The 24,479-nt window shown below is 66.2% G+C and carries 22 protein-coding genes; 7 read left to right on the forward strand and 15 right to left on the reverse strand.

The genetic code is table 11. The features are described 5' to 3' along the window. Window positions 1–154: 154 nt before the first annotated feature. Both J2S97_RS11250 and J2S97_RS11255 read right to left on the reverse strand, forming a co-directional pair. Entirely contained in the window at window positions 155–799 is a 645-nt protein-coding gene (locus tag J2S97_RS11250) for a GNAT family N-acetyltransferase (protein ID WP_307049385.1), read from the reverse strand. A gap of 27 nt (window positions 800–826) precedes the next feature. Next, window positions 827–1,624, reverse strand: coding sequence for a hypothetical protein (locus tag J2S97_RS11255; protein WP_307049387.1), 798 nt, complete (start codon window positions 1,622–1,624; stop codon window positions 827–829). Window positions 1,625–1,682: 58 nt separating this feature from the next. Between J2S97_RS11255 and J2S97_RS11260 the strand changes: the two genes are divergently transcribed. Together J2S97_RS11260 and J2S97_RS11265 are read left to right on the forward strand one after the other, a co-directional pair. Beyond that, on the forward strand, window positions 1,683–2,243 hold the full coding sequence (locus tag J2S97_RS11260) for a prepilin peptidase (protein ID WP_307049389.1): 561 nt from the start codon (window positions 1,683–1,685) through the stop codon (window positions 2,241–2,243). A gap of 37 nt (window positions 2,244–2,280) precedes the next feature. Then, window positions 2,281–2,751, forward strand: coding sequence for an NUDIX hydrolase (locus J2S97_RS11265; protein ID WP_307049391.1), 471 nt, complete (start codon window positions 2,281–2,283; stop codon window positions 2,749–2,751). A 33-nt stretch (window positions 2,752–2,784) separates the two neighbouring features. Here the strand turns inward: J2S97_RS11265 and J2S97_RS11270 are convergent, their stop codons facing one another. The 5 genes from J2S97_RS11270 to J2S97_RS11290 all read right to left on the reverse strand — a co-directional run bounded on the left by J2S97_RS11270 (window position 2,785) and on the right by J2S97_RS11290 (window position 8,115). Further along, window positions 2,785–4,416, reverse strand: a complete 1,632-nt coding sequence (locus tag J2S97_RS11270; RefSeq protein ID WP_307049393.1) for an MDR family MFS transporter — start codon at window positions 4,414–4,416, stop codon at window positions 2,785–2,787. Continuing rightward, window positions 4,413–5,090, reverse strand: coding sequence for a TetR/AcrR family transcriptional regulator (locus tag J2S97_RS11275; protein WP_307049395.1), 678 nt, complete (start codon window positions 5,088–5,090; stop codon window positions 4,413–4,415). The genes J2S97_RS11270 and J2S97_RS11275 overlap by 4 nt, the downstream gene beginning before the upstream one ends. 185 nt (window positions 5,091–5,275) lie before the next feature. After that, window positions 5,276–6,697 carry a class II fumarate hydratase gene (locus tag J2S97_RS11280; protein WP_307049396.1) on the reverse strand — a complete coding sequence of 474 codons (1,422 nt, stop codon included), beginning with the start codon at window positions 6,695–6,697 and terminating at the stop codon, window positions 5,276–5,278. Window positions 6,698–6,783: 86 nt separating this feature from the next. Beyond that, complete coding sequence (locus J2S97_RS11285) at window positions 6,784–7,398, reverse strand: carbonic anhydrase (protein ID WP_307049398.1); 615 nt, start codon at window positions 7,396–7,398, stop codon at window positions 6,784–6,786. Window positions 7,399–7,407: 9 nt separating this feature from the next. Beyond that, on the reverse strand, window positions 7,408–8,115 hold the full coding sequence (locus J2S97_RS11290) for a DUF4245 domain-containing protein (protein WP_307049400.1): 708 nt from the start codon (window positions 8,113–8,115) through the stop codon (window positions 7,408–7,410). Window positions 8,116–8,309: 194 nt separating this feature from the next. Here J2S97_RS11290 and glpX point away from each other — a divergent pair, with 194 nt between their 5' ends. Then, the gene (gene glpX, locus J2S97_RS11295) at window positions 8,310–9,332 is read left to right on the forward strand and encodes a class II fructose-bisphosphatase (protein ID WP_175417425.1); all 1,023 of its coding nucleotides are present in this window, start codon (window positions 8,310–8,312) and stop codon (window positions 9,330–9,332) included. Between the two features lie 76 nt (window positions 9,333–9,408). Here glpX and J2S97_RS11300 read toward each other — a convergent pair whose 3' ends face one another. The 6 genes from J2S97_RS11300 to J2S97_RS11325 all read right to left on the reverse strand — a co-directional run bounded on the left by J2S97_RS11300 (window position 9,409) and on the right by J2S97_RS11325 (window position 16,287). Beyond that, a complete protein-coding gene (locus J2S97_RS11300) occupies window positions 9,409–10,359 on the reverse strand; it encodes an endonuclease domain-containing protein (protein ID WP_307049402.1) in 951 nt (316 codons plus the stop codon). A 190-nt stretch (window positions 10,360–10,549) separates the two neighbouring features. Beyond that, entirely contained in the window at window positions 10,550–11,497 is a 948-nt protein-coding gene (locus J2S97_RS11305; protein ID WP_307049403.1) for a lipid II:glycine glycyltransferase FemX, read from the reverse strand. A 4-nt stretch (window positions 11,498–11,501) separates the two neighbouring features. Next, on the reverse strand, window positions 11,502–12,752 hold the full coding sequence (gene manA / locus J2S97_RS11310; protein ID WP_307049405.1) for a mannose-6-phosphate isomerase, class I: 1,251 nt from the start codon (window positions 12,750–12,752) through the stop codon (window positions 11,502–11,504). 97 nt (window positions 12,753–12,849) lie between these two features. Continuing rightward, window positions 12,850–14,493 carry an LCP family protein gene (locus J2S97_RS11315; protein ID WP_307049406.1) on the reverse strand — a complete coding sequence of 548 codons (1,644 nt, stop codon included), beginning with the start codon at window positions 14,491–14,493 and terminating at the stop codon, window positions 12,850–12,852. Between the two features lie 10 nt (window positions 14,494–14,503). After that, window positions 14,504–15,097, reverse strand: coding sequence for a 5-(carboxyamino)imidazole ribonucleotide mutase (gene purE / locus J2S97_RS11320; RefSeq protein WP_307049409.1), 594 nt, complete (start codon window positions 15,095–15,097; stop codon window positions 14,504–14,506). After that, the gene (locus J2S97_RS11325; RefSeq protein ID WP_307049410.1) at window positions 15,094–16,287 is read right to left on the reverse strand and encodes a 5-(carboxyamino)imidazole ribonucleotide synthase; all 1,194 of its coding nucleotides are present in this window, start codon (window positions 16,285–16,287) and stop codon (window positions 15,094–15,096) included. The genes purE and J2S97_RS11325 overlap by 4 nt, the downstream gene beginning before the upstream one ends. Window positions 16,288–16,471: 184 nt before the next feature. On the opposite strand from J2S97_RS11325, the gene J2S97_RS11330 reads away from it, so the two are divergent. Then, complete coding sequence (locus J2S97_RS11330) at window positions 16,472–17,056, forward strand: GtrA family protein (RefSeq protein WP_307049412.1); 585 nt, start codon at window positions 16,472–16,474, stop codon at window positions 17,054–17,056. 6 nt (window positions 17,057–17,062) lie between these two features. Here J2S97_RS11330 and J2S97_RS11335 read toward each other — a convergent pair whose 3' ends face one another. Continuing rightward, window positions 17,063–17,767, reverse strand: a complete 705-nt coding sequence (locus tag J2S97_RS11335; RefSeq protein ID WP_307049414.1) for a TIGR03089 family protein — start codon at window positions 17,765–17,767, stop codon at window positions 17,063–17,065. A gap of 415 nt (window positions 17,768–18,182) precedes the next feature. Here J2S97_RS11335 and J2S97_RS11340 point away from each other — a divergent pair, with 415 nt between their 5' ends. The 3 genes from J2S97_RS11340 to J2S97_RS11350 are packed head-to-tail and all read left to right on the forward strand — an operon-like array spanning window position 18,183 to window position 23,870. Beyond that, on the forward strand, window positions 18,183–18,728 hold the full coding sequence (locus J2S97_RS11340) for a WhiB family transcriptional regulator (protein WP_307049416.1): 546 nt from the start codon (window positions 18,183–18,185) through the stop codon (window positions 18,726–18,728). A gap of 29 nt (window positions 18,729–18,757) precedes the next feature. After that, complete coding sequence (locus tag J2S97_RS11345; RefSeq protein ID WP_373460546.1) at window positions 18,758–22,087, forward strand: glycosyltransferase; 3,330 nt, start codon at window positions 18,758–18,760, stop codon at window positions 22,085–22,087. Next, window positions 22,080–23,870, forward strand: coding sequence for a DUF5719 family protein (locus tag J2S97_RS11350; protein WP_307049418.1), 1,791 nt, complete (start codon window positions 22,080–22,082; stop codon window positions 23,868–23,870). Before J2S97_RS11345 ends, J2S97_RS11350 begins: the two co-directional genes overlap by 8 nt. Window positions 23,871–23,877: 7 nt before the next feature. Here the strand turns inward: J2S97_RS11350 and J2S97_RS11355 are convergent, their stop codons facing one another. After that, a complete protein-coding gene (locus J2S97_RS11355) occupies window positions 23,878–24,405 on the reverse strand; it encodes a metallopeptidase family protein (protein WP_307049419.1) in 528 nt (175 codons plus the stop codon). Window positions 24,406–24,479: the final 74 nt, after the last annotated feature.

The raw sequence follows: 24,479 nt of genomic DNA on the forward strand, positions 1-24,479 counted from the left end.
TCGTCCCCCCAACCCCCCCCCGGGGCGGCGCCGGGCCGCCCGTGCGGGTTCCTCTTCTATAGGGTTGTTTTGGTGCTCATCATGGCGGGGTGTGGGGGGGGGGGGGGGGGGGGGCCCCCCCCCCCCCCCCCGGCCCCTTCGCCGTCGTCCGCTGCTAGAGCCCCAAGTACTTGGCAGTCGCTTCGTGGCCTTCCACCTTCAGGGTCCAGTCGGGGCGCTTGAATGATTCCGGGGTGACTCGGACCATTTGGACGTCCTGCCTGATGCCAGCCCAGGACCTGCGGGCCACACCGTTGAGTTCGTAACCGAGGGACCGGGAGACGCCCAGGGATTTTTCGTTCCAGGCGGCTGCCTCGGACTCTGCGACCTCCGCTTTCAGGTAGTCGAAGGCGTAGCTGACGACGGCGGCCCGCATTTCCTTGCCCATGCCCCGGCCGTGCACGGACTTCCTGAGCCAGGAGCCCGTCGTGACCGTGCGCAGGATTCCGAAATCCTTGGCCTCAATGTCCTGGCAGCCGATGATCTGGCCGTCGTGCCAGACGCCCAGGAGCATCGTCCAGGCTTCGGGAGTAACCCCGGCACGGCAGCGCCAGTACCACTGCGCCATGTTGGGGGCCAGTTTCTCGGCGGGAAATTCGTTCCACGGCGTGCTGAAGGGGCTGCGGCCTGGTTCGCTGATGCCCGAGAGCGCAGCTTCGACGGCCGCAGGGATGTCGTCGTCCCGGATCGGCCTCATTACCAGCCGGGGTGTCGTCAGGGTGAGGCCCAGGGGCGGCCAGATGTCGGAGAGGTCGGTCATCAGGGAAGCTTAGCCTCTGTGCAGCGCTCAACCAGTCACACGCCGCGGGGAGATGTCCCAGCTGATGTGGCGGCGGACGTCGGTCAGGTTCATGGATTCCGCGAGGAAGAGGTCATCCAGCATGTACTCGTCCACGGCCAGGATCCGGAGCCAGTGGCCGAAGTCCTTCCGTTCGTCCTCCAGGGAGCGGCTTGAAACGCACACTCCGGTGGCGAGGTCGATCCGGACGAGGTTGCGGCCCGGCCGGCACAGCGGCGCTTCGTGGTCTGACGGGGTGTAGGCGGCATTGGGAACCACGATGGTTTCCAGTGCGGGGCGCCCCTCATGGTCCACGGCGGTGATGGTGCCGAGTTCCACCGCGTTGGTGTTCGGAAATTCGATGGGAACCGGGGCGTTGCCGGCCAGTTCCACCGGATCCAGCGCCGCGGCGAAGTGTCCGTTACCGAAGCAGGGCTCGCCGTAGGCGGCTTCCGGGCGGCGCCGGACCAGGCCGCCGTCGTCGTACACGGGGGTGACCAACTGCGGGGGCAACAGCCACGACTTCCGGGTGGAACTGACGTAGAACCCGTCCTTTGAGTCATTGATTCCCGTGGTGCTGTGCAGCACCACACCGGCCGCGGACTCCAACCTGAGGGCGCCGGGCCGGCGCAGCCACGCACGCACGGTGTTGTCCGGGTCAGGGTCAGGGCCGTCGACGTACTCGAATCGGAGGGTTTGCCACTTCCAGGGCGAGGAACGGCAGAGGTTCCGGAACTTCATGGCCATGTCTGCGGGCCCATTCTGCTGACCGGTTTCCCCCTGGCGCCTCGCGTCCCATGTCGACATATCCACAGTTTACGCGCGGGCTCAGCGGCGGGGCGGGAAAATCCAGTAGCATCCGAGGGTGATCCAACGACTGGGCGAACTTTGGGAATCCACCCCGCTGGCCTTTTGGCTGGTGCTGGCGGCCTGCGCCTACTTCGGCGTGATGGCCGTGCGGCTTACCGTCATCGACGTCAGGCACCACCTGCTGCCCAACAGGATTGTGTTCCCGTCCTACGCCGTGGGAGGCGTGCTGCTGCTGGCAGCGGCGGCCACGGTGCTGGTATCCGGCGCCGACGTCGAGGCTGTGCCCGACGGCGCCGCCCGGCTTTTCGGGCTCCCCGGGGTTCGGATCCTGGCCGGGGGAGCGGTGCTGTGGCTTTTCTACTTCATCCTGCGAATGGTCTATCCGCCCGGGATGGGGTTCGGCGACGTGAAACTCGCAGGGGTGCTGGGCATGTACCTCGGCTACCTCGGCTGGGGGCACGTGTTCGCCGGGACCTTCGCCGCGTTCCTTCTGGGCGGCCTCTGGAGCCTTGGCCTGCTCGCCGCCCGCCGCGGAACGCTCAAATCGGACATCCCGTTCGGCCCCTTTATGCTGGCCGGTACGGCCGCCGCGATGCTGCTGCTGCCTGCGGGCTGAGAGTCTGGGCGATCCCTGCTGAGGTTAGGCTGAACGTATGCCAGCACCTGATTTCGTCCTCAGACTCCGCGAAAAAATAGGCCATGACCCGCTGTGGGTTCCCGCCGTGCGGGGAGTAGTTTTCAACGACGACGGCCACGTCCTGCTGGGCCAGCGCTCGGACAACGGCAGGTGGGCCCTGATCTCCGGAATGCTGGAACCCGGCGAGCACCCCGCGCCCGGCCTGGTGCGGGAGATCTTCGAGGAGACCGCCGTCGTGGCCGAAACGGAGCGTCTGGTGTCGGTGGGCGTTGTGGGCCCCGTGACCTTCCCCAACGGCGACGTGTGCGACTTCCTGGACATCGTGTTCCGCTGCCGCCACGTCTCCGGCGAAGCGCGCGTTAACGACGACGAATCCCTGGCCGTGGGCTGGTTTCCACTGGACGGGCTGCCGGAGCTCAGGCCCGGAGACCGGGAATGCATCCGACGGGCGATGCTGCCGGAGGACTCGGTCCACTACGAACCCTGAGCCTCCGGCAGCGCACTCCTGGCCGTTGGTGCTCTAAACGGTGGCGGACTGCCTGTCAGCTTCGACGCGTTCGGCTTCGAGGCGCTCAGCTTCTTCGCCGCCCACAGCCTCGCCGCGGGCCACCATGCCGGCCGTGTCAGAGAGGGGGATCTGCTTCAGGGTCAGGGCCAGCACCAGCGCGATGCCCAGGAACGGCAGCAGGTACCAGAACACCGGTGCCAGCGAGTCCGCGTATGCGTTCACGATGGCGTCCCGGAGCTGTTCCGGTAGCTGGCTCAGGGCCTGCGGGTCCAGCGTCTGGGTGGACTGCGCGGCCTGGTCGGCGGAAGCGCCGGCCCCGGTGAAGGCGTTGGTCAGGGACTCGGCGAGCCGTGAAGTGAAGATGGAGCCGAACACGGCCACGCCGAGGGAGGCGCCCACTTCGCGGAAGTAGTTGTTGGTGCTGGTGGCCGTGCCGATCTGTTCCGCAGGTACGGAGTTCTGCACCACCAGGACGATGACCTGCATGATGGAGCCCAGGCCGGCGCCGAACACGAAGAGCTGGACGCAGATCACCCAGATGGGGGTGTCGGCCGTCAGGGTGGTCAGCCACAGCATGGCGGCCATCGTGAGGGCAGCGCCCATGATGGGGAACATCTTGTACTTGCCGGTCTTGGAGATCCGGATGCCTGAGTAGATGGCCATGCCCATGAGGCCCGCCATCATGGGCAGCATGAGCAGCCCGGATTCGGCGGCGGAGGTCCCGGAGGACATCTGCAGGAACGTCGGGACGAACGCGATGGCGGCGAACATGCCAAGGCCCAGGGTGAAGCCGATGGCGGTGGAGTTCACGAAGATCCGGTTCTTGAACAGGCCCAGCGGGATGATGGGATCTTCGGCCCGGCGTTCCACCATGACGAAGGCGGCAGCTGCCACCACCAGGCCGGCACCGAACGCCCAGGTCAGCGGCGAATCCCAGCCTTCGTCCTTCTTGCCGCCGAAGTCGGTGAAGAAGATGAGGCACGTGGTGGCCGCGGAAAGCAGCAGGACGCCGAGGATATCGATCCGCTTCTCGGCCTTCTTGTTCGGCAGGGTCAGGGTGAACCACGCGATGGCGAACGCGGCGATGCCGATGGGGATGTTGATGTAGAAGGCCCACTCCCACGTCAGGTGGTCTACGAAGTAGCCGCCCAGCAGGGGGCCGGCGACGGCGGAGAGGCCGAAGATGGCCCCAAGCGGGCCCATGTACTTGCCGCGGTCCTTGGCCGGAACGATGTCTGCGATGATGGCCTGCGAGAGGATCATCAGGCCGCCGCCGCCGAGGCCCTGGATGGCGCGGAAAATCACGAAGCCCCAGAAATCGGTGGCGAAGGCGCAGCCCACCGAGGCGAGGGTGAACAGCGCGATGGCTACCAGGAACAGGTTGCGGCGGCCCAGGACGTCACCGAACTTGCCGTAGATGGGCATCACGATGGTGGTGGCCAGCAGGTAGGCGGTGGTGATCCAGGCCTGGTGTTCCACGCCGCCGAGCTTGCCCACGATGGTGGGCATCGCGGTGGAGACGATGGTCTGGTCCAGGCTGGAGAGCAGCATCCCGGCGATCAGGGCCGAGAAGGTGATCCAGATGCGTTTCTGGGTCAGCAGCAGCGGCTCGGCTGCAGCCTTGGGACTGACGGCGGTGCTCATTGGGGTCCTTCTGCGGAGGGTTGTTCTGGGGTGTTGAGGGGCTGCGAGAAGAGCAGCCGCGCCGAGGAGATGTTTTCCAGCAGCAGGTCCTGGTAGGACCGGGCGTTGCCTTCGGAGAAGTAGGCCATGCTGGTGTGCCGGGCAATGCTGCCCATGGCCACGACAGCCATCCGTACCACCGGATGGTCCGGGGCCACACCTTCGCGGGCGGCGAGGACGCGGGCAAAGTGGGCTTCGCGTTCCTCCGTGGCTCCGATGATTTTGAGCATCAGCTGGGGCTCTTTCTTGATGACGCCGATCAGCTGCCGCGTCTCCTCTTCGGAGGAACTCATCCGTTCGGACATCTTCAGGGCCAACTCGACCAGGTCCTGGAGGAGGGTGGGTGAGATCATGCCGGAACCGGAACCGGAGCCGGCGCCGCCGCGGATGAAGTCGGTGAAGATCTCCTCGGGGAGCTCGTCGTCGACGTGGCCGAGGATGGCGTCCTCCTTCGACGGGAAGTAGTTGAAGAACGTCCGGCGGGAGATGCCGGCCTGTTCACACACTTCCTCGACGGTGTAGCCGTTGAGGCCCCGTTCGGCCGTCAGCGACCGGGCGATGGCGCTGATGGAACCGCGCGTGGCTGCCCGCTTGCGCTCCCGCAGCCCGCCGTCACTAGTTGCACTATTATTCACAAAGTAAAGTTTTGCACTCATTCAGAATGAGTGCAAATTTAGGTTTTCCTGCTTAGAGTTTTTGTCCAGATAATGGGGGCTCGTGGGCCTCTAAGTCCCTTCGTTTGGACAAAAACTGCAGAGAACGACGGCGGCCGCCCGCCTTCGCTGGGAAGGTGGGCGGCCGCCGTCGTACTTCTGGGAAACTAGGCCTTGTGCGGCGGGCGGGTCATGGACATGACGTCAAGGGCGGTGTCCAGCTGCTCTTCGGTCAGCTCGCCGCGCTCCAGGAAGCCCATGGCCACGACGGTCTCACGGATGGTGAGGCCCTCGGCCACGGCCTTCTTGGCGATCTTGGCGGCGTTTTCGTAGCCGATGAACTTGTTCAGCGGCGTGACGATGGACGGCGAGGCCTCGGCGAGGAAGCGTGCGCGCTCCACATTGGCGGTGATGCCGTCGATCATCTTGTCGGCCATGACGCGGCTGGTGTTGGCCAGCAGGCGCACCGACTCGAGCAGGTTGGCTGCCATCACGGGGATGCCCACGTTCAGTTCGAAGGCGCCGTTGGTTCCGGACCAGGCAATGGCGGTGTCGTTGCCGATGACCTGGGCGCAGACCATGATGGACGCCTCGCAGATGACGGGGTTGACCTTGCCCGGCATGATCGAGGAGCCCGGCTGGAGGTCCGGGATGGCGATTTCGCCGAGGCCGGTGTTGGGACCGGAGCCCATCCAGCGGAGGTCGTTGTTGATCTTCATGAAGGAGATCGCGATGTTGCGCAGCTGGCTGGAGGCTTCGATGAGGCCGTCGCGGTTGGCCTGGGCCTCGAAGTGGTCGCGTGCTTCGGTCAGCGGCAGGCCGGTATCGGTGGCGAGCAGTTCGATGACGCGCTCGGGGAACCCGGCAGGAGTGTTGATGCCGGTGCCCACGGCGGTTCCGCCGAGGGGAACTTCAGCGACGCGGGGGAGGGAGGCGTTGATGCGCTCGATGCCGTAGCGGACCTGGGCGGCGTAGCCGCCGAACTCCTGGCCCAGCGTCACCGGGGTGGCATCCATGAGGTGCGTACGGCCGGACTTCACAACGTCCTTGAACTCCACGGCCTTGCGCTCCAGCGACTCGGCGAGGTAGCCGAGGGCCGGGATGAGGTCGTTGATCAGGGCCGATGTGGCTGCAACGTGCACCGACGTCGGGAAGACGTCGTTGGAGGACTGCGAGGCGTTGACGTGGTCGTTGGGGTGGACCACCTTGTCGCTTCCGGCGGCCTTGAGGGCACGGGTGGCAAGTTCAGCGAGGACCTCGTTGGTGTTCATGTTGGAGGACGTGCCGGAGCCGGTTTGGAAGACGTCGATGGGGAAATCGCCGTCGTACTTCCCGGCGGCAACCTCATCGGCGGCATCCGCGATCGCCTTGGCCAGCTCGCCGTCGAGCACTCCAAGTTCTGCGTTGGCCTGGGCGGCAGCCTTCTTGACCCGGGCGAGGGCCTCGATGTGTGCGCGTTCCAGGGTCTTGCCGGAAATGGGGAAGTTTTCAACTGCACGCTGCGTCTGTGCACGGTACAGGGCGTTCACGGGGACGCGGACTTCGCCCATCGTGTCATGTTCAATGCGGAATTCTTCAGTGGAAGTCATGGGGCTAGCTTAGGGCGATTGGCGGCCGGGACTAAAACCGTGAAGGGCTTGCGTCGGCGCCGGAAGGCGCCGACGGCGGTAGTCCCTTAGAGGTCGCCGATTCCCGAAACGAGGTCCGCCCGGCCCTCCGCGAGGCTGTAAGACAGGCCGATGACTGCGGCGCGCCCGGTCTCAATTGCGGTGGAAATCACACGCGAGCTGTCGACCAGCCGCTGCGAAGTCTGCTTGACGTGCTCCACCACCATGTCGTTGACCTCGGTCTCGTTGTTGCGGAGGGAGGTCAGGACGGACGGTGTGATCCGCTCGACGAGGTCGCGTATGAAGCCGACCGGCATCTTGCCCGTTTCAACGGCCGTCTTTGTGGCGCTGACGGCGCCGCAGCTGTCGTGTCCGAGGACCACGATCAGCGGAACGCCGAGCACGCCGATGCTGTATTCAAGCGAGCCCAGCACGGCGTCGTCAATCACCTGGCCGGCGGTGCGGACCACGAAGGCGTCCCCCAGGCCGAGGTCAAAGATGATTTCCGCCGCAAGCCGGGAGTCCGAGCAGCCGAAGATAACAGCGAATGGGTGCTGATTCTCAACGAGTGAGGAACGCCGGGACGCGTCCTGGTTGGGATGGGAGGATTCGCCGGCGACGAAGCGTTCATTTCCTTCGCGCAGTCGCCGCCAAGCCAGCGCGGGAGTCAGGTAAGTAGCCACGGGGCCACTTTACGGTGAAGGGGAGGCCGAGGGTGAAACCGTTGCGGCCGGGTTACTTTCCAGCGACTTCACGACGGCGTCCGCCAGGACCGCGAACTCGTCCAGTTGCGCCGTGCCTGTCAGGACGACGGTGGTGCCCTTGTGCTCGAGCACCATGCTCTTCTCGCCTTTGCCTGTATCCCGGAGTTCCCAATCGAGGCCCCCGGCGTTGCGGCTTCCCGTGACCGGGGCATTCTTCGTCTGCTGCAGAAGCCAGGTGGGATTAGCCCGCGCGGTCTGGACGAGGCCGATGAAGGATTCCTTGGGCGTGAGGTAGCCAACCTCCCACACGGGCACCCCGCTGCCCGTTCCGGACTCCCAGCGCGCGTAATTCGGACTGAATGTGTCGCCGGCTTCGGGCGCCACAGGTGTGAATCCCGCCACACCTGCGGCGTTCTGGGCGACGGCGCTGACGTTGACGTTGGGCCGGTAACCGTCGGACTTCGGCGAAGGGTTCATCAAGACGATGGGGAGAAATGCGGCGACACTCACGACCAGGGCGATGATCATCCCGATGACCGAGGCGTTGGCCCTTTTCGCCGCCGCAGCGCGGATAACGGGCTTAACCACGGGTGCATCGGCAGCGCCGGCGGTGCCCGCGGGGGAGCCGGTGCTGGGCGTCTGGGACTCGGGGGTGGACTTGTCCTGCGTTTCGCTCACGCTTCTATAGTCGCCCATGTGAACGCTGTTCTCACATTCGTGCCATTCCGCCGGTGAGGAAACGCCGCGTTTCACGGGGTGGTCATCCCATGACCTTCGGATGCTCCCGCGACTATGATCAGTACCAGAGGAATCACCGTGACGGACTGATACCGGCCGCACGGGTTCAATGATCGCCACTCGAAGAAGAGGTTCACGTGTCACCAGCGCCTATGACCCAGCAGTATTCCACGATTTCCCCGTCGCTTGCCGTTGGCATTGACGAGCCGGACCGAAACCTTGCCCTGGAACTTGTCCGCGTCACCGAAGCCGCGGCAATCGCCGGTGGCCACTGGGTAGGCTTCGGCGACAAGAACAAGGCTGACGGCGCAGCAGTCGACGCCATGCGTTCCTTCCTCCAGACCGTCCACTTCAATGGTGTTGTGGTCATCGGTGAAGGCGAGAAGGACGAAGCTCCCATGCTTTTCAATGGCGAGCACGTAGGCGACGGCACCGGCCCCGAGTGCGATGTCGCCGTCGACCCCATCGACGGAACCCGCCTGACTGCCCTGGGCATCAACAACGCCCTCGCCGTCCTGGCCGTCGCCGAGCGCGGCTCCATGTTCGACCCCTCCGCCGTGTTCTACATGGAGAAGCTCGTCACGGGCCCGGAAGCGGCGGACATGGTCGACCTGCGGCTCCCCGTCAAGCAGAACCTGCACTTGATCGCCAAGGCGAAGGGCGTCAAGGTCAACCAGCTGAACGTCATGATCCTGGACCGGGACCGCCACCGTCCCCTCGTGGAGGAAATCCGCGAAGCCGGTGCCCGGACCAAGTTCATTATGGACGGCGACGTCGCCGGCGCCATCGCTGCAGCCCGCTCCGGCACCGGCGTTGACGCGCTCATGGGCATCGGCGGAACGCCGGAAGGCATCGTGGCGGCCTGCGCCATCAAGTCCCTCGGCGGCGTCATCCAGGGCCGCCTCTGGCCCACGAGCGATGACGAGAAGCAGAAGGCCATCGACGCCGGCCACGACCTCGAGCGTGTGCTTTCCACCAACGACCTCGTCTCCAGCGACAACTGCTACTTCGCGGCCACGGGCATCACCGACGGCGACCTCCTCAAGGGCGTGCGTTACTCCAAGGACAAGGTCCTCACGCAGTCGATCGTCATGCGGTCCAAGTCCGGCACCATCCGCTTCGTGGACGGCGAGCACCAGGCCAGCAAGTGGGAAGGCTACGCCCGCAAGAGCTAGTCCCTCCGTTTTACGGAACGTCCGTCGTTGAGCGCGAACGGACACTTGAGGCCCTGAATCCTGGCGATTCGGGGCCTCAGGTGCCTGTCGGCGTCGATGATTGCCGTTCATCCCGAAACCTGATCGCTGCCTTGACCTTTTCGACCAGAAACGGTTTGTCGCCGTCGAGATCCTCCTTGAAGACCCTGACTTCCCGCCAGCCCAGTTGCTCAGTTACGCCCTGCCGGCGCGCGTCGCTGCGGGCTTGCCCCGGGTCGGCGTGGTGCGCGCCGTCGTACTGCAACGCGATCCGTTGCTGTGGATAGGCCGCATCAGGCCAAACGGCTGGCTGCCCCCAGCCATTCATGATGACGTAATTGAGCGTGGGTTCACCCAGCCGGGAACCGGCCAGGATCATCCTCATCCGGGTTTCCTGTGGGGAGTCGGCACCCACGCGGATTTCAGGCAGCGCGAGGCGTGCCGTCTTCATCCCTCGCATTCCCGGGTGCGCAGCCACCATCCTGCGTAGTTCTTCAATGCTGCAAAGTGCCGTTTTCGGCCTTGGAAAGTTCGGGCCGTGTGCACAGACCAATGAGTCACCGGCCGCGACCAGTTCGTCGACGGTCATGAGCGAGGCGAGGTCAAGCCACGTCCTTGCCGGCGAGGTGACCCGGACGCCGTCGTGCATTACAACTTCTCCTGCCTTGAACGTCATCCGGTGACCGACAACGTTGCGGCGCCGCGGCTTGCTGCCCTCCCGTTCCCGGGCAACGTGGATGCGCCAATCCTCCTGCATCCAGGCCGGAAGTCCGCACCCCCAAACACGGGCGCCCGAATGATGCGTCAGTACTGACGCGCCGTCCAGTTCTGTGTAGGCACGGAGGTTGGCTGCGGGGCCACCGGTTCCGGTCAAAGGGATGCGGATACCGCGCGACGGGATGACGACGTCGGGATGCCGCTGCCGCTTCCGGGTGACGCCGAGGTCCCTGGCAGCGTGAACAGTGAAGGAACCGCTAAGCAGTTCCTGCGGCAGAGGTGTTCTGGGCACACTCCAGTCTGCAACGGCCAAACGTGCTCGAAGGCGTTATCCACAGGGGGACTTCTTGGAGAAGCGCGAACGGACACTTGAGGCCCGGCCCGCCGTGCTCCGAAGGACTCAAGTGTCCGTTCGCGCTGGCAGCGAGGTCCTCAAGTGTCCGTTCGCGCTGGGGGAAAGGAGCGGGGCAGCGAGGGCCGGGTCAGTTGCGGAGGGCGCGCAGCTTTTCGCGGGCCTTCCTTGCCAGTTGGTAGGCGCCGTAGCGGACCTTCTTCACGGGCAGGTCCCAGGTGCCCGGGTAGGCGATCTCCCGCCCTCCGAATGACTTCTTGAACGCCGTGAACCCGGCCCATTTGTGGTTCGGCTGGTCCTCCGGGGCAACACCCCATAGGTCCACGTATTTCAGGCCCTTTTCCTTGGCGTCCGCCATGAGGGTGACCAGGAGCGGTATGCCGGCACTGAGCTTCCGGTGTGAGTCGTCCAGGGCCGCGTGGGCGTAGGTACGCGTGTCGGCGGAATCGTAGGCAAGGGCAGCGGCGATGGGGCCGCCGTGGCGTTCGGCGATGAACAGCGTCGCCGCTCCCGCAGGCATGAGGGAACGGGCCACCTGGCTCAGGTACTCATCACTCTGCGGCTTGAACCCGCTCCTTTTGGCCGTCATGTGCAGGAAGTTCAGCAGCACGCGGATATCCTCCGGATCCTGCGACGACCGGAAAGTCACGTCCTTCTTGTGAATGTTCCGGTAGAGGTTCCGGTTCACGGGTTTCATGGCGGCCAGAATGTCCTTGAAGTCCTGTTCGAGGTCCACGATCCAGCTCAGTTCCGGCTGCTGGCTGACCGGAGCGGGCTGCAGGCCGCGGCTCCGCAGCACGGTTTCGGACGCAGCAGTATCGATTCCGGCACTGACAGGTTCAATCCGGACAAACGCTGCCCTGCTCTTTCGGGCCACGGCCACGAGGGCCGCCAGCGCGTCGTCGAACGCTTCCAGGGAAGCCGCTACCGGACCGTACGGGGCGTAGAGGACCTTGCCCGCAGGATTCCTCTCCTCGACCGCCAGAAAGCTCCAACCCGGCCCCGATTGTTCGTGTACCGTGCGCCCGAGGGAACGCTGGAAATCCGCCCACTGCGGGGTCTGCAGGAAGTATTCCACCGGATCAGGACCCGACGGCCGTGGTCACGGCAAAGGCGACTGCGCCCTCGCTGGTGCCGGCAACCGGGTGTACGTTGATTGGAGCCTCCGCGGCGGGGAGGAAGGCGCTGGCCCCGCGGTCCAGGTGGAGGTCGCCCTTGGGGGAGTCCAGCAGGACCGAGCCCGACACCACGATGATGACGGCGGCACCGGACTGCGCCAGCGGAACGGCGCCGCCGTCCGGCTCCAGCACGATGCGCTGCAGCTGGAATTCGCGGAACGGCGGCCGGTAGAGTTCCTGGCCCAGCGCAGACACCTCAGGGTCCAGCATCGGCACTCCCACCGACTCGAACTCGACGGTGGCCAAGAGCTCGGGAACGTCCACGAACTTCGGCGTGAGGCCGCCGCGGAGCACGTTGTCCGACGAAGCCATAACCTCGATTCCGAGCCCGTGCAGGTATGCATGGATATTGCCCGCCGGCAGGTAGACGGCCTCGCCGGGGGACAGCGAGATCCTGTTCAGCAGCAGCGAGATGAGCACCCCGGGATCGCCGGGGTAGTGGCCGTGCAGGCTGACAACCGTCGACAGCTCGGTCTGGTACGGGGTCATCGTCAGCCCTGCCTTGAGGGCCGCCACGAGCTCGCGCACCGCATGCGAAACGGCGTGGCCCCCACCGATGAGCCTGGTGAAAGCAGCTTTCAGGGCATCGTGCTCAACCGGGGCAGAGAGGTCCTCGACAACCTCCAGGAACACCTGCGGAACGTCAACGGACATTTCGCGCATGGATGCCGTCAGGTGCTCGAAGAGCGCGCGGGACGAAGGCGCCGGGCGGAAGCCGCACAGCGCCTCGAACGGCGTGAGGGCGAAGACCATCTCCGGCTTGTGGTTGTCGTCCTTGTAGTTCCGCTCTGCGGCGGAACGGTCGACGCTGGCAGCCTCCTCGCGGGCAAAACCCGCCCGGGCCTGTTCCAGCGTGGGGTGCACCTGAAGGGAGAGGGGACTTTCGGCAGCCAGGACCTTGAGCAGGAACGGCAGGCGGGGGCCGAACTCTGCCACGCTGGCACCGCCCAGATGGTGTTCGGGATCGGAACTGATCAGTTCATCCAATGCGAGCGGACCGCCGTCGGCCGGGGTGGCCACAGACGGCGAGTCCGGGTGCGCGCCAACCCACAGTTCCGCTTCCGGGCCGCCGGAGGCCTGCCTGCCCAGCAGGCCGGCGATCGCGGTGGTGGATCCCCAGGCGTAGGGGCGGAGGACATTCTCAATTTCGTACACGGCCTGGTGTCCTTATCTCGTTGCAGCAGGCTGGCTGCTGCAGATTCATCGATGCGTGCTGGCCGCCTGGACGGCGGGAGGAGTTGGGAAAGGGCGCCTAAAGCGGGCGGCACTGGCCGTTGGTGGCCACGAGGTCCCGGATTGCCTGCTCGTTGCCCTCGCGCTTGAACTGGTTGAGCATCTCTTCCGTGATGGGCTCGCCATCGGGGGTGGTGGTCACCGGTGTGAAGTCCGACGCCGTCGGCGACGGAGCCGGCTGGGTCAGGGGAGCCGCCGGTGCGGCCGCCATGAGCGGGCCCGGGGCCGTTCCGGGCTGCACGATGCTGTCCTCCATGCCGGAAGTCCCGGCTGCCCCAGCCGACTTTTCGGACTGTGCGGCAAGCAGTTGGTCAACCTTCTCGTGGATCTGGTCGAAGTCCGGAACTGTGGAGAACGAGGCGTCGAAGTCCGGCGGGCCGATGGTCAGCCTGCTGACCTCCTGGCCCTTGGCCTTCATGGCCAGATCCACAAAGCTGCCTAGCTGGCTGGCGGAAATGTTGGAGTCGACCACCTTGGTGCCCGCATTTGCGATGTCTTCAAACTTGGAGAGCAGCGTTGCAGGGTCGAGCTGCTTCAGCATGGCCTGCTGGACGCACTGCTGACGCTGGATCCGGGCATAGTCGTCGACGAATTCGCGGGAGCGTCCGTACCAGAGGGCGTGGTAGCCGTTCAGGTGCTGTTCGCCGGCCGGGATCCAGCCGAGGGGCATTCCGTGGATGCCGTTGGCCTCGTCCACCATGTCGCCGCTCAGCGGCACCCAGCCGCCGGCCTTGATCCTGATGCCGCCCATGGCGTCGATAAGCTTCGCAAACCCGTCCATGTCCACCAGGACGTAGGCCTGGACCGTGATGCCCAGCGAACCCGACACGGCCTCGAGGGTCGCCTGGGCGCCGGGATCGGCGACGCCGGGGTAGAGATCCGCGTGTTCGTTGGTCACTTCGGTGTTGATCGCGTTGATGAGGCAGTCGTTGCCGCAGTCATAGCCGTCCGGGTAGATCTGCCGCATCGGCGAGCCCTCGCTGAACTGTGCGTTCTGCAGGTTGCGCGGCACTGAGATGATGGCGGTCTGACCGGTCTTGGCGTCGACGCTGAGGACGGACAGGCTGTCCGGACGGCGGCCCGTGCGGTCGTCGCCGGCGTCGCCGCCCATCATCAGGAAGTTGTAGCGGCCTTCCACCGGATCGATCGCGGGCCCGGCCGAGAAGATGCTGCCGATCGCGTTCCGGCTCACGTTCAGCACGTACGCCGCGTATCCCAGGGTGCCACTGCTGAGCACCATTGCCAGAACCAGGGCGACGCCGACGATGGGCCGCATCCCGGGTGCCAGCAGGACCGGCCGGATGAGCCGGAGCGTGTTGACGAACAGCGCTGCCCAGCCCAGTGCGAGCGCAACGAGGATGATGATGATCAGGAGTGAGGCCACCGTGTTGGTGAGGATGCCGATCAGCAGGGTGCGGTTGGTCAGTAACAGCACCAGCGCCGCGATCGCCAGGCCCCAGACGGCGAGTGTCACCCGGAGGGCGATCCTTCCAAGCTTGCGGTCGCCAGCCACGATCTGGGCGCTGCCCGGGACAAACAGGGTCAGCAGCAGCAGGACAAACGCACGCTTTGTCCTGACGGGCGCCGGAGCGTTCAAGGGGTTACGGACGGGGTCCGTTAGGGCCGGCTGCGGCGCCTGTGGACGGGATTGGCTGGTGGTCATCTGTTGATTCCTAACGGCTGCCCCGGAGAACGACGTTGCCGTCGGAGAATACTTCACTGACTTTGTGGCGCAGGTTCGCGCCCTTTCGGGTGGCGACGTCGTTGAGCTCCTGGGCGAATTCGATCAGGTCGCCCCGCAGGCGGACGGCTAGGTCGTCCGTCCCTGAGGCCAGCATGCGGACGGCAAGAAGCCCCGCGTTGCGGGCGCCTGCGATCGAAACGGTGGCCACCGGAACGCCGGCGGGCATCTGGACGATGGACAGCAGCGAGTCCATGCCGTCGAGCGTCTTAAGCGGGACGGGAACTCCGATGACCGGCAGCGGGGTCACAGAGGCGAGCATGCCGGGCAGGTGCGCAGCGCCGCCGGCGCCGGCAATGATGACGCGCAGCCCGCGCTCGTGGGCGGTCTGGCCATAGCGGATCATTTCCGTCGGCATCCGGTGGGCCGAAACCACATCCGCTTCGAAGGGGATGCCAAATTCGGCCAGGGCCTCAGCAGCGGCCTCCATGACCGGCCAGTCCGAATCCGAACCCATAACAAGGCCCACGATCGGCGCGGCTGAATCTGAGTCAGCGGCGTGGATTGAAGCTGTGCGGGTGCTCATGCGGTCTCCTCGGAGTCTTGCGACGTTCGGGCCGGCGTCCGGCCGTCACGGATGATGCTTGCGACGATCGTGGCACGCTGCCGGACCGAATCAACGTCAGATGCCGAAGCCCCCACCAGGTTGACGTGGCCGATCTTCCTGCCGGGCCGGACCGACTTGCCATAGCAATGGATCTTCGCGGCGGGCTCTGTGGCCATGGCCTGGGGAAAGGCAGAGTACAGCTCCTGGTTCTCGCCGCCGAGGAAATTCTTCATAACCACTACCGGGCCCAAGGCGTCCGTGGCGCCGAGGGGCAGGTTCAGGACCGCCCGCAGGTGCTGCTCGAACTGGCTCGTTACAGACCCGTCCTGGGTCCAGTGCCCGGTGTTGTGCGGACGCATTGCGAGTTCGTTGATCAGGAAGCCGGAGCCAACACCCGGAGTTTCGAAGAGTTCCACGGCCATGACACCGGTGACCCCGAGTTCGTTGGCGATGCGGATTGCCGCGTCTTCGGCTGCTGCGGCCACTTCGAGGGGGATGTCCTGGGCGGGGGCAATTACTTCGTCGCAGACGCCGTCCACCTGGATGGTGTGGACTACGGGCCATGCGCGGGATTCACCATCCGGAGTCCTGGCAACGAGCGCTGAAAGCTCCCGGCTGAACTCCACCTTGGCTTCAGCCAGCAGGGGGGCCATGGCCTCGAACCAGTCCGCGGTGTCCGCGGCTTCGGCTGCCGACCCGACGATGCGGACGCCCTTGCCGTCATAGCCGCCGCGCGGCGTCTTCAGCACCACGGGCCAGCCGGTCTTCTCGCCAAAAGCAACCAAGGCATCGACGTCGGCCACCGAGGCCCATACGGGGTTCGGCAGCTCCAGCCTGTCAATGGCGGCACGCATCACCAGCTTGTCCTGTGCGTGGACCAGGGCATCCGGGCCGGGCTGCACATTGACACCGGCCTCCTGGAGGGCCCGCAGGTGGTCGTTGGGGACGTGCTCATGATCAAACGTCATGACGTCCAGCCCCTTGGAGAACTCCAGCAGGGCGTCAAGGTCCTTGTAGTCACCTACCGGCGACGTCGGCACAGCGGAGACTGCGGATACGTCCTCGCCTTCGGCCAGGACACGGAGTTCAAAGCCCAGGGCCGTTGCGGCGGGGGCCATCATGCGGGCAAGTTGGCCGCCGCCAACTACGCCGATTACTGGAAAAGTCACAAGAGCCAGCCTACAGAAGAGCAGAGGCGTTACGGGCGTCCGCATCGTTTCGGCCCGGAATTTGCGTCATTTCGATGCCCGCGCAGTCCTGTGCTGCAGGGCCGTCGGGACTGCTCCCAGCCTTTTCGGGCTAAAATGGGTTCTTGGCCCTGTGGCCGGAAATCTCAGACGGCCATGGAGGGTCATGATTTACACACTTGCAGAACGTTTGCGCGGACTCGCCTCACTTTTCTGGCGTGAGGTGGCAAAGTTCGGCGCCGTCGGCGGTGTCGCCTTCGTTATCGACAACGGCCTGACGTACTTCCTGATGCACGGCCCGATGTCCGACAGCGAGGCCAAAGCCAGGTTCGTGGGCGCCTCGGTGGCCACGATCTTCTCCTGGATCGCCAACCGGTTCTGGACCTTCCGGCACCGCCGCCAGGATAACGTGATCCGCGAGTTCTTTATGTTCATCCTGATCAACGGCATCGGCATCGGCATTTCCACCGGGTTCACGGCACTGGCCAAATACTCGTTCGGCGTCACGGACAAGAACATGCTGTTCCTTGCCGGTGTGGCGGGCATCCTGGTGGCCACCGTGGTCCGCTTCTTCGCATACCGGTTCCTCGTCTTCAACAAGGAACTCGACGAAGAGCCGGCATTCTCGCATGACCACGAGATCATCGAGCTGCACCACCACCAGAACAAGCATGCAGTCCACGTTCCCGGCGGCGAGCCGGAGGCAAGGCTGAAGGATCCGGACCTCCCCAGCCCGCCCCGCATGAACTAGCGGGGATTATTCTCCCTGCACGCGTTCGTCGCTGAGGAGCTTGTCTGTCACCTTGACGTCAGCGTGGACCAGCACGACGGAACCGCCGTTATGCCAGGCGCCCACTGACTGGACGAGCGCCGCCTCGAGGCCGTCCGCGGCCCGGACCAGCAGACGCACCCCGGCGTCGTGGGCAGCCGCGAAGCCTTCGAGCAGGTCTGAGTGTGCGTAAGCGGTGCCGGTGGATGACACGATTGCCCGCGCCGAACCATCCGGGTCCTCATGCGCCATAAATACATCACCATGTGAGCGGACCTCTGAGCCAAAATCGACGACGCCGGGAGGCAGCTCTCCGGGCCAGCGCATGGCGAGTGCGGGAAGCGGGACGGCAATAACGGCGTCGAACGCCGATTCCGGGTAGCCGGATTCCGGCGAGTGTGTGGCGAGCAGTTCGGCGTCGCCGGAGTCCAGGACGACCTCCATCCCGAGTTGCCACGCGGCAAGGGCCAGGATCATGGACTTCCAGTGCGCGGGAAGATCCAGCCGCAGCCGCATCCCGGGTTCGGCGTCGAGCTCGTCCTGCAGCAGGTTGCTGGTCTTGGCGACCCAGTTGTCCAGGACGCGGCCGGACAGCTCCACCCTCTCGGCGTCGGGTCCGTACCAGGTCAGTCGCGGGGACGTGGAGTGGCCGGACCGCAGTGCAGTCATCAAATCGATCGCCGGTATGCTCATGCCAACATCTTGCCACGGCGCCTGCACGCGCGGGAGGTCAGTTTGGGGGCGGTGGGAAGCCGGGGTGAGCCGGGGAGAGCATCAAGCGTCATGTGATCTCTGCCACGCGTCGATAACTAACTTTGTTAGCTTAAATGAGGCGCGGACGGCGGAAATCCCGGAATTCCCGGAAAATTCACAGAAAACTAGTCAGTAGGCTGTCAAAATCGCGGAGATCCCGGCGAGTCGGCCGAAAAACCCCGGGCGTGGCGTGGCGGCGGATTGTGCTCCGAGTTGATTATTATCCCGCTGCCGCTTGACTCCCAACGACTTACACACGTGTAATTAGTTATCGAAAGCCATTGCGCAATACGGGCCACACAACCGAGTGTCCAGGTATGCAGGCAGGGGCAGCAACATCAGGAGGGACGCCATAATGGGGCAAGTTGAGCGTATCCATGAAGATGCCGTCGTCGCCGGTCAGGCGTCGGCAAAATACCGTTCACGGGGCGTGCCAAGCGATTGGTATGTAGATCCGGCCGATCCGGATGCTGCCGAGCGGTACAACCAAAGCACCAAAGATTCACTGCAGGACCAGGCCACCGCCTTCCTGGCAGCGCATGAAGCGCTCCTGGCAGGCAATCCGGACCAGGACAACGATCTGCATGATCCTCCGATGGAACTGCAGACCCTTCATTCGGGAACCACCGCGCAGCCGGTCTGGATCGGCCTTCCCTTCCAACAGGACTTCGACGACGAAGGCGAACTTGGGTGGCAGACGGACGCGCTCTGCGCACAGACAGATCCGGAGGCTTTTTTTCCCGAAAAGGGAGGCTCCACCCGTGACGCCAAGAAAGTCTGCGGCGCCTGCAACGTACGCTCACAGTGCCTGGAATACGCGCTGTCGAACGACGAACGCTTTGGCATTTGGGGAGGCCTCTCCGAACGCGAGCGCCGTCGGCTGAGGAAGCGGGCAGTCTAATTCTTCAAGTAGTACACGTCACCGCCGTTGTGGTCGCCCACAACGGCGGTGACTATCTCCCCACGACCCTGGCGGCTTTGTCGGAGCAGACCCGTCCGGTGGACGCCTTCATCGGCGTCGACACCGGCTCACGAGACAATTCCGTGGCTCTGCTTGATGACGCGTTCGGCGAAGCCAATGTCACTACCTTCCAGCAGGGGAGGGGCGGGATGGGGGACGCTGTCAAGGCCGGACTGGCTGCCCTCGCCCCTTGGGACCCGGAACGGCCCGGGGCCGACACGGAGTGGGTCTGGCTGCTGCACGACGATGCAGCCCCCGCCCCGGAAGCCCTTGCCGAACTCCTGCATGCCGTGGAGCGGGCACCGTCGGTGACCGTGGCAGGCTGCAAACAGCTGGACTGGCACGCCAGACGGCGCCTGATCGATGTCGGGCTTTCCACCAGCCGCTGGGCTGAGCGGCTGACCCTCATCGAGGCGGACGAACTCGACCAGGGGCAGTACGACGGCCGCAGCGACACTTTTGCGGTCAACTCCGCCGGCATGCTGGTGCGCCGGGACGTCTGGGAGGAACTGGGCGGCTTTGACCCAGGCCTGCCCGGCACCGGGGACGACGTCGACTTCTGCTGGCGCAACCGGCTGGCCGGACACCGCGTGGTGGTGGTGCCGACGGCGCGGATGTTCCATGTTTCGCACCGGCCGCATGCGCTGGGCAGCGCCAGCGCCGCCCGCAAGGCCCAGGTTCACCTGCGCCTCAAGCACGCGGTGCTTTGGAAGGTGCCGCTGCATGCGGCAGGGGCGCTGCTGGGGAGCCTCTTCAAGCTCGTCCTGAGCATTGCTGTCAAGGACCCCGGCCACGGATTCTCCCAGCTCACCGCAACGTTCGTTGCACTGGGCAGGCCCCGCTCCGTGATCCGCGGACGCCGCGAGGCAGCACGCACTCGGAAGATCCGCCGCTCGGTCATCAAAGGGCTCCAGACCCCGCGGCGCGAGGTCTGGGCCCACCGGCGTTCCCTCATTGAAGCCCTGGGTTCCGACGATTCGACCGAGGACGCCGCCAGGGCCGATCCGCTGGCCGAGCAGCCGAGCGGCGACTCCACGGACGATTTCGCCGCACTGACCACCTCCGATCGCGGCTGGGTGGGCAGCGGTGCCGTGCTTGCCGTGTTCCTGACGGCTGCGGCCTCGCTGATTGGGCTCTCCGGATTTTTCCGCGCCGAAGCCGTGTCCGGCGGGGCGCTGATTCCGCTCTCCTCGAGGGTTTCGGACATTTGGCACCACGCCACCAGCTGGTGGATCGGGCTGGGCGCCGGAATGCCGGGCCACGGCGACCCCTTCGCCTTTCTCCTGTGGATCCTTGGCCTGGCCGGCGGCGGGGATGCGAACAGCGCCCTGGCGTGGCTTCTGCTGCTGGCCATGCCGCTCTCCGGCCTCACTGCGTGGTTCGCCGCGGGCGGCCTGACCACGCGGCGGCGGTTCCGCCTCGTCGCCGCCCTCGTGTGGGGCGGAGCGCCCGCCCTGCAGATCGCGCTGAACCAAGGGCGACTTGGCGCACTCATTGCCCACATCATGATGCCGCTGCTGGTCCTGGCGCTGCTGCGCGCCACCGGCACCGCCCGGGGGCACGGCCGCTTTGCCGTTCCCGAAGCAGGGGACCGGCGGTTCATGGAAAAGCCCCCCGCCAAACCGGGCGTCAACGGAACCCCGTCCTGGACGGCCGCTGCGGCCGCCGGCCTGGCCCTTGCCGTTGTGGCAGCAGCGGCACCGTCGCTGCTGCTTCCGTCCGCCGTCGTGGTTGTCCTGGCCGGGATCTTTCTAGGCAGGCGCGGCCGCACCGTATGGTGGGCCCTGCTTCCCAGCGCCGCACTATTTGTTCCGTTTGGTATCTCTATCCTCGACCGTCCCCGGGCAATGCTGGCAGACCCCGGCGTGCCGCTCGGCTTTGACGCCGCGCCGTTGTGGCAGCAGATTCTGGGTCAGCCGCTCCATTTCGATGCCGACGGCGGCCTGGCCGGCCTTCCCGTGTTCGACGGATCCGCTGTCCCGTGGGCCCTGCTGCTGGCCCTCCTGATCGGGGCCCCGGTCCTGGCCCTTGCGACGGCGGCACTCTTTGTCCCGGGCAAGCGCACCCGCGTCGCCCGTGCCTTGTGGGTAGCAGGCCTGATCATCCTCGCCTGCGGCTGGCTCGCGGGCCACGTCGCCACCGGTGCCAGCGCCGACACCCTCGTCACGCCCTTCACGGGTCCTGCCGTGTCCGCGGCCGGATTCGTGCTGCTGGGCGCCGCCCTGATCGGGGCCGACGGACTTCTCTGCTTCGCGGAGAAGCCGGCTGCTGTCCCGTCCGCCCGCAGGATCGCCCTCAAGTCCGTGTCCGTCCTTGCCATGGTGCTGCTCCTCGCCGGACCCGTGGCCGGCCTGACCGCCTGGGCCGCCCAGAACCTTCTGCAGTCGGCGTCCGGGGCTGCCCCTGCGACGGCGGGAACCGCACCTCTGGGAACCGCCCGGCAGATTGCGCCCACGGCTGCCCGCACGCTTCCGGCCACGGCGATCGACCGCGGCCAGGGTCCGGAGCAGGCACGGACGCTGGTCATCGACACGGCGGAGGACGGCACCTTTGATGCCTCCATCGTGAGGGGCGCCGGAACCACCCTGGACGGGCTGTCCACCATCGCTGCCGCCCGCAACATCATGGGCGACCCCGGCCAGGAAACCGTCAGGGACGACGACGCCGTCACGGCAGCCCTGCGCAGCGTTGTGGCCACAGTGGTCGCCGGCCAGGGCGTTGACCCGCGACCCGAACTTGAACGCCTGGGAGCAGGATTCGTTGTCCTCCGGGCCGCGGACACCGCTGCGCAGCTGACCGCCAGCAGGATGGATGCCGTGCCCGGGCTTGTGGCCGTGGGGCAAACCAACGTCGGCTGGCTCTGGCGGATCAGCCCGCTCAACCAGCCGGTCATTGACGCCGCGGACGTAGCCCACCGGGTGCGCATCGTTGACGGCTCCGGCGCTGCGGTCGGGCTCCTGCCGTCCGGCCTGGAAACTGTTGACGCCGCTGTCCCGGATGGCCCTGAAGGCCGGCTCGTGGTCCTCGCCGAACGCGCTGATCCGGGATGGTCCGCATGGATGGACGGCCGGCGCCTGACGTCCACGGCGTCCGGCTGGTCCCAAGCATTCACCCTCCCAGCCCAGGCCGGCCAGCTCACCATCCGTTACGAGAGCCCCTGGGCAGCGTGGACCGCCGTCGGCCAGGCAGTGGTCATCGGTCTGACGGTACTGCTGGCAGTCCCCATGCCAGCCCGCCGGCCGAACACCGGCCTCTCCCGGGACGAAGGCTCCCTGCGTAAGGAACATCAGCATGCATAAGGACGAGAACGACGGCGTGCCGGAACCCACCCGGGACGACGTAGCCTCCGCGACGGGCACTGGAGCCCCGGTGAACGACTTTGACGCGGATGCCCACGACGCAGCGGCGATCTCTGACACAGACGCCAACGCCGGAGGGGCTGCTCCGTTGGCCGCCGGCCTGAAGCGGCTCAGCGGACGCGGAACCTCCGGACCTGGAAATTCCGGACGAGGAAATTCCGTCCGCGGAAGGGTTGCCGGGATCGCCTCCGCAGTGGCGATCGTGGCCGCCGCCGGCACCTTGGTTGCCGCGGCATCGATGGCGCCCCAGAGCGCCGGCAGCCGCCGGCTCGAAGCGCCGCTGACGGCAGTCCCTGCGGGAAGCAATGTGGGGATCTGCCCTGGCCCGGCCAGGCTGTTGGAAGGCACTCCCGTGGGCACCGATCCGCAGTTCAGCCCGGAGTCGGCTACTGCCAGGACCCTCGTCAATGCCGCCGTGCTGAGCACCAATGCCGGTGTGCTGCCCGGCAGCAGGCTGGCCGAACTGAACGGCACTGCGCTTGCCGAAATCGCCAAGGACCCCGGCACCCCCACCGCCGCGGCCACGCCTGCCGCACTGCTGGCAGGGGTTGTTTCCCAGCGGGCAGTGGATTCCGTCAGTGTCCTGAGCGCGGACGCCGTGGGCAACCAGCAGGCCACGGCCGGAGCCGTCATGAATTACACCGCCACCGACGGTGACCTCCAGGGGTCCGCCGCCGCAGGCTGCCAGCCGCCGTCCAACGATCTGTGGCTGGTGGGCGCGAACACTGCGCTGGGCCGGACCGCGGTACTGAACCTCAGCAACGCCTCCAGCACCCCGGCCACCGTCAGCCTGGACCTGTACGGTGCGCAGGGCCAGATCCAGGCGCCCGGCAGCAGGGGGCTGCTGGTGGCGCCAGGGACCACCCGTTCAATCGTCCTGGCCGGCCTGGCTCCGGACCAGGAAAAACTGAGCATCCATGCCCGCAGTGCCGGGGGACCGGTTACCGCTGTCATCCAGCAAAGCACCCTTCGCGGACTCACTCCCGGCGGCGTGGACTTCATTGTGCCGGGGGCGGCCCCCGCAACCCGGCAGGTGATGTCCGGGGTGGATATCCAGGATCCGGCTTCCGCCAAAGCCCTCACCGCCAAACAGGGGTTTGCCGACGCCGCGGCGGCCCTGCAGATCGCTGTTCCCGGTCCGGCCGATGCCGTGGTGGAGATCAAGCTCTACGGGCGCGACGGGCAAAAGGCACTGCCAGGCGGCGGCGTTGTCACGGCCAAGGGCGGATCCGTGACCGAGGTCTCCCTGGCTGGTGTCCCGGCCGGCCAGTACACCGTCGCAGCCAGCGCCGATGTCTCGTTCGCCGCCGCTGTTCGGGTCACACGCGGCCAGAAGTCGGAGAGCGCCACGGACTTCGCGTGGTCGCCGTCGTCCGCCAGGCTCGGCAGCCAGCATGTGGTCGCGGTGCCGCGCAGCGGAGAGCGGTACCTGGTCCTGGGGGCGCCCGATGACCGGGCCAAGATCACCTATACGCCGATCACGGCCGACGGCAAGGTCCGCACGGCCGCCACCGCGGACCTCGCCGGCGGTACCACGGCCCTCATCAAGGTTCCGGGCGAAGTGGGCGGGGCTGACGTGCTCGGGTACGTTGTGTCAGCATCCGGCGATGCCGCGTACGGAACGGTGCTGCTGGAGCAGGACGGGCGCGCGGACATCGCAACGGTCGCAGTGGCCCCCGGCGCTGCGGGCCAGGAGCAGGTTGCGGTAAAGCTGGGCTACTAGCCGGAGGCTAGTAGCGGCGCCGGTACACGGGGTCCAGTGTTTCCGGCGCGACACCCAGCATTTCGGCGGTGCGTTCCACCACGACGTCGTGCACCAGGTCCTGGAGTTCTTCACGGCTGGAGCAGGCGTTCTCGATGACCCGGCGATAGAGCGTGATCACCGGACCTTCATCGGCGGTGGCGGGTTCATACAGTCCCATGGGCGCGGGGGACCGGTCCGCAACCAGTTGTTCCAGGCCTTGCGGGATCTCGTCTACGGCAAACCTGACGCCGTCCAGGGGCTTTCCCCAGATGTCGTGCAGCCGCTGGGCGGAGTCCAGGACCATCTCGTCAAAGCGGTCCGAGCGGGTGCGGTATCCGGGCAGAGTGGGCAGCATCAGTTCGCCGCGCAGGCCGCGGCCGTGCCGGTTCCTGCGGCGCTCTCGAAAGCCCTTCCCGCGGGCCGCTTCCGCGGGCGTGGCGCTGTCCGCCGGCTGGCCGGCTCCCGGGTCAGCCAACCGGACCGTAAAACCCGGAACGTGGTGCGATTGCTGCATACATTGACTCTAAACCCGCCGCATGAAATACGCGACATAACCCGAAACGCCACACTGACCAGCCCGGCCTCATG

Source organism: Arthrobacter oryzae, from assembly GCF_030812315.1.
Classification (GTDB): domain Bacteria; phylum Actinomycetota; class Actinomycetes; order Actinomycetales; family Micrococcaceae; genus Arthrobacter; species Arthrobacter oryzae_B.

Coding starts and splice junctions, on each gene's coding strand:
- J2S97_RS11250 (WP_307049385.1), bottom strand. CDS start 799: ATGACCGACCTCTCCGACATCTGGCCGCCCCTGGGCCTCACCCTGACG.
- J2S97_RS11255 (WP_307049387.1), bottom strand. CDS start 1,624: ATGTCGACATGGGACGCGAGGCGCCAGGGGGAAACCGGTCAGCAGAAT.
- J2S97_RS11265 (WP_307049391.1), top strand. CDS start 2,281: ATGCCAGCACCTGATTTCGTCCTCAGACTCCGCGAAAAAATAGGCCAT.
- J2S97_RS11270 (WP_307049393.1), bottom strand. CDS start 4,416: ATGAGCACCGCCGTCAGTCCCAAGGCTGCAGCCGAGCCGCTGCTGCTG.
- J2S97_RS11280 (WP_307049396.1), bottom strand. CDS start 6,697: ATGACTTCCACTGAAGAATTCCGCATTGAACATGACACGATGGGCGAA.
- J2S97_RS11290 (WP_307049400.1), bottom strand. CDS start 8,115: ATGGGCGACTATAGAAGCGTGAGCGAAACGCAGGACAAGTCCACCCCC.
- glpX (WP_175417425.1), top strand. CDS start 8,310: ATGACCCAGCAGTATTCCACGATTTCCCCGTCGCTTGCCGTTGGCATT.
- J2S97_RS11315 (WP_307049406.1), bottom strand. CDS start 14,493: ATGACCACCAGCCAATCCCGTCCACAGGCGCCGCAGCCGGCCCTAACG.
- purE (WP_307049409.1), bottom strand. CDS start 15,097: ATGAGCACCCGCACAGCTTCAATCCACGCCGCTGACTCAGATTCAGCC.
- J2S97_RS11330 (WP_307049412.1), top strand. CDS start 16,472: ATGATTTACACACTTGCAGAACGTTTGCGCGGACTCGCCTCACTTTTC.
- J2S97_RS11335 (WP_307049414.1), bottom strand. CDS start 17,767: ATGAGCATACCGGCGATCGATTTGATGACTGCACTGCGGTCCGGCCAC.
- J2S97_RS11340 (WP_307049416.1), top strand. CDS start 18,183: ATGGGGCAAGTTGAGCGTATCCATGAAGATGCCGTCGTCGCCGGTCAG.
- J2S97_RS11350 (WP_307049418.1), top strand. CDS start 22,080: ATGCATAAGGACGAGAACGACGGCGTGCCGGAACCCACCCGGGACGAC.
- J2S97_RS11355 (WP_307049419.1), bottom strand. CDS start 24,405: ATGCAGCAATCGCACCACGTTCCGGGTTTTACGGTCCGGTTGGCTGAC.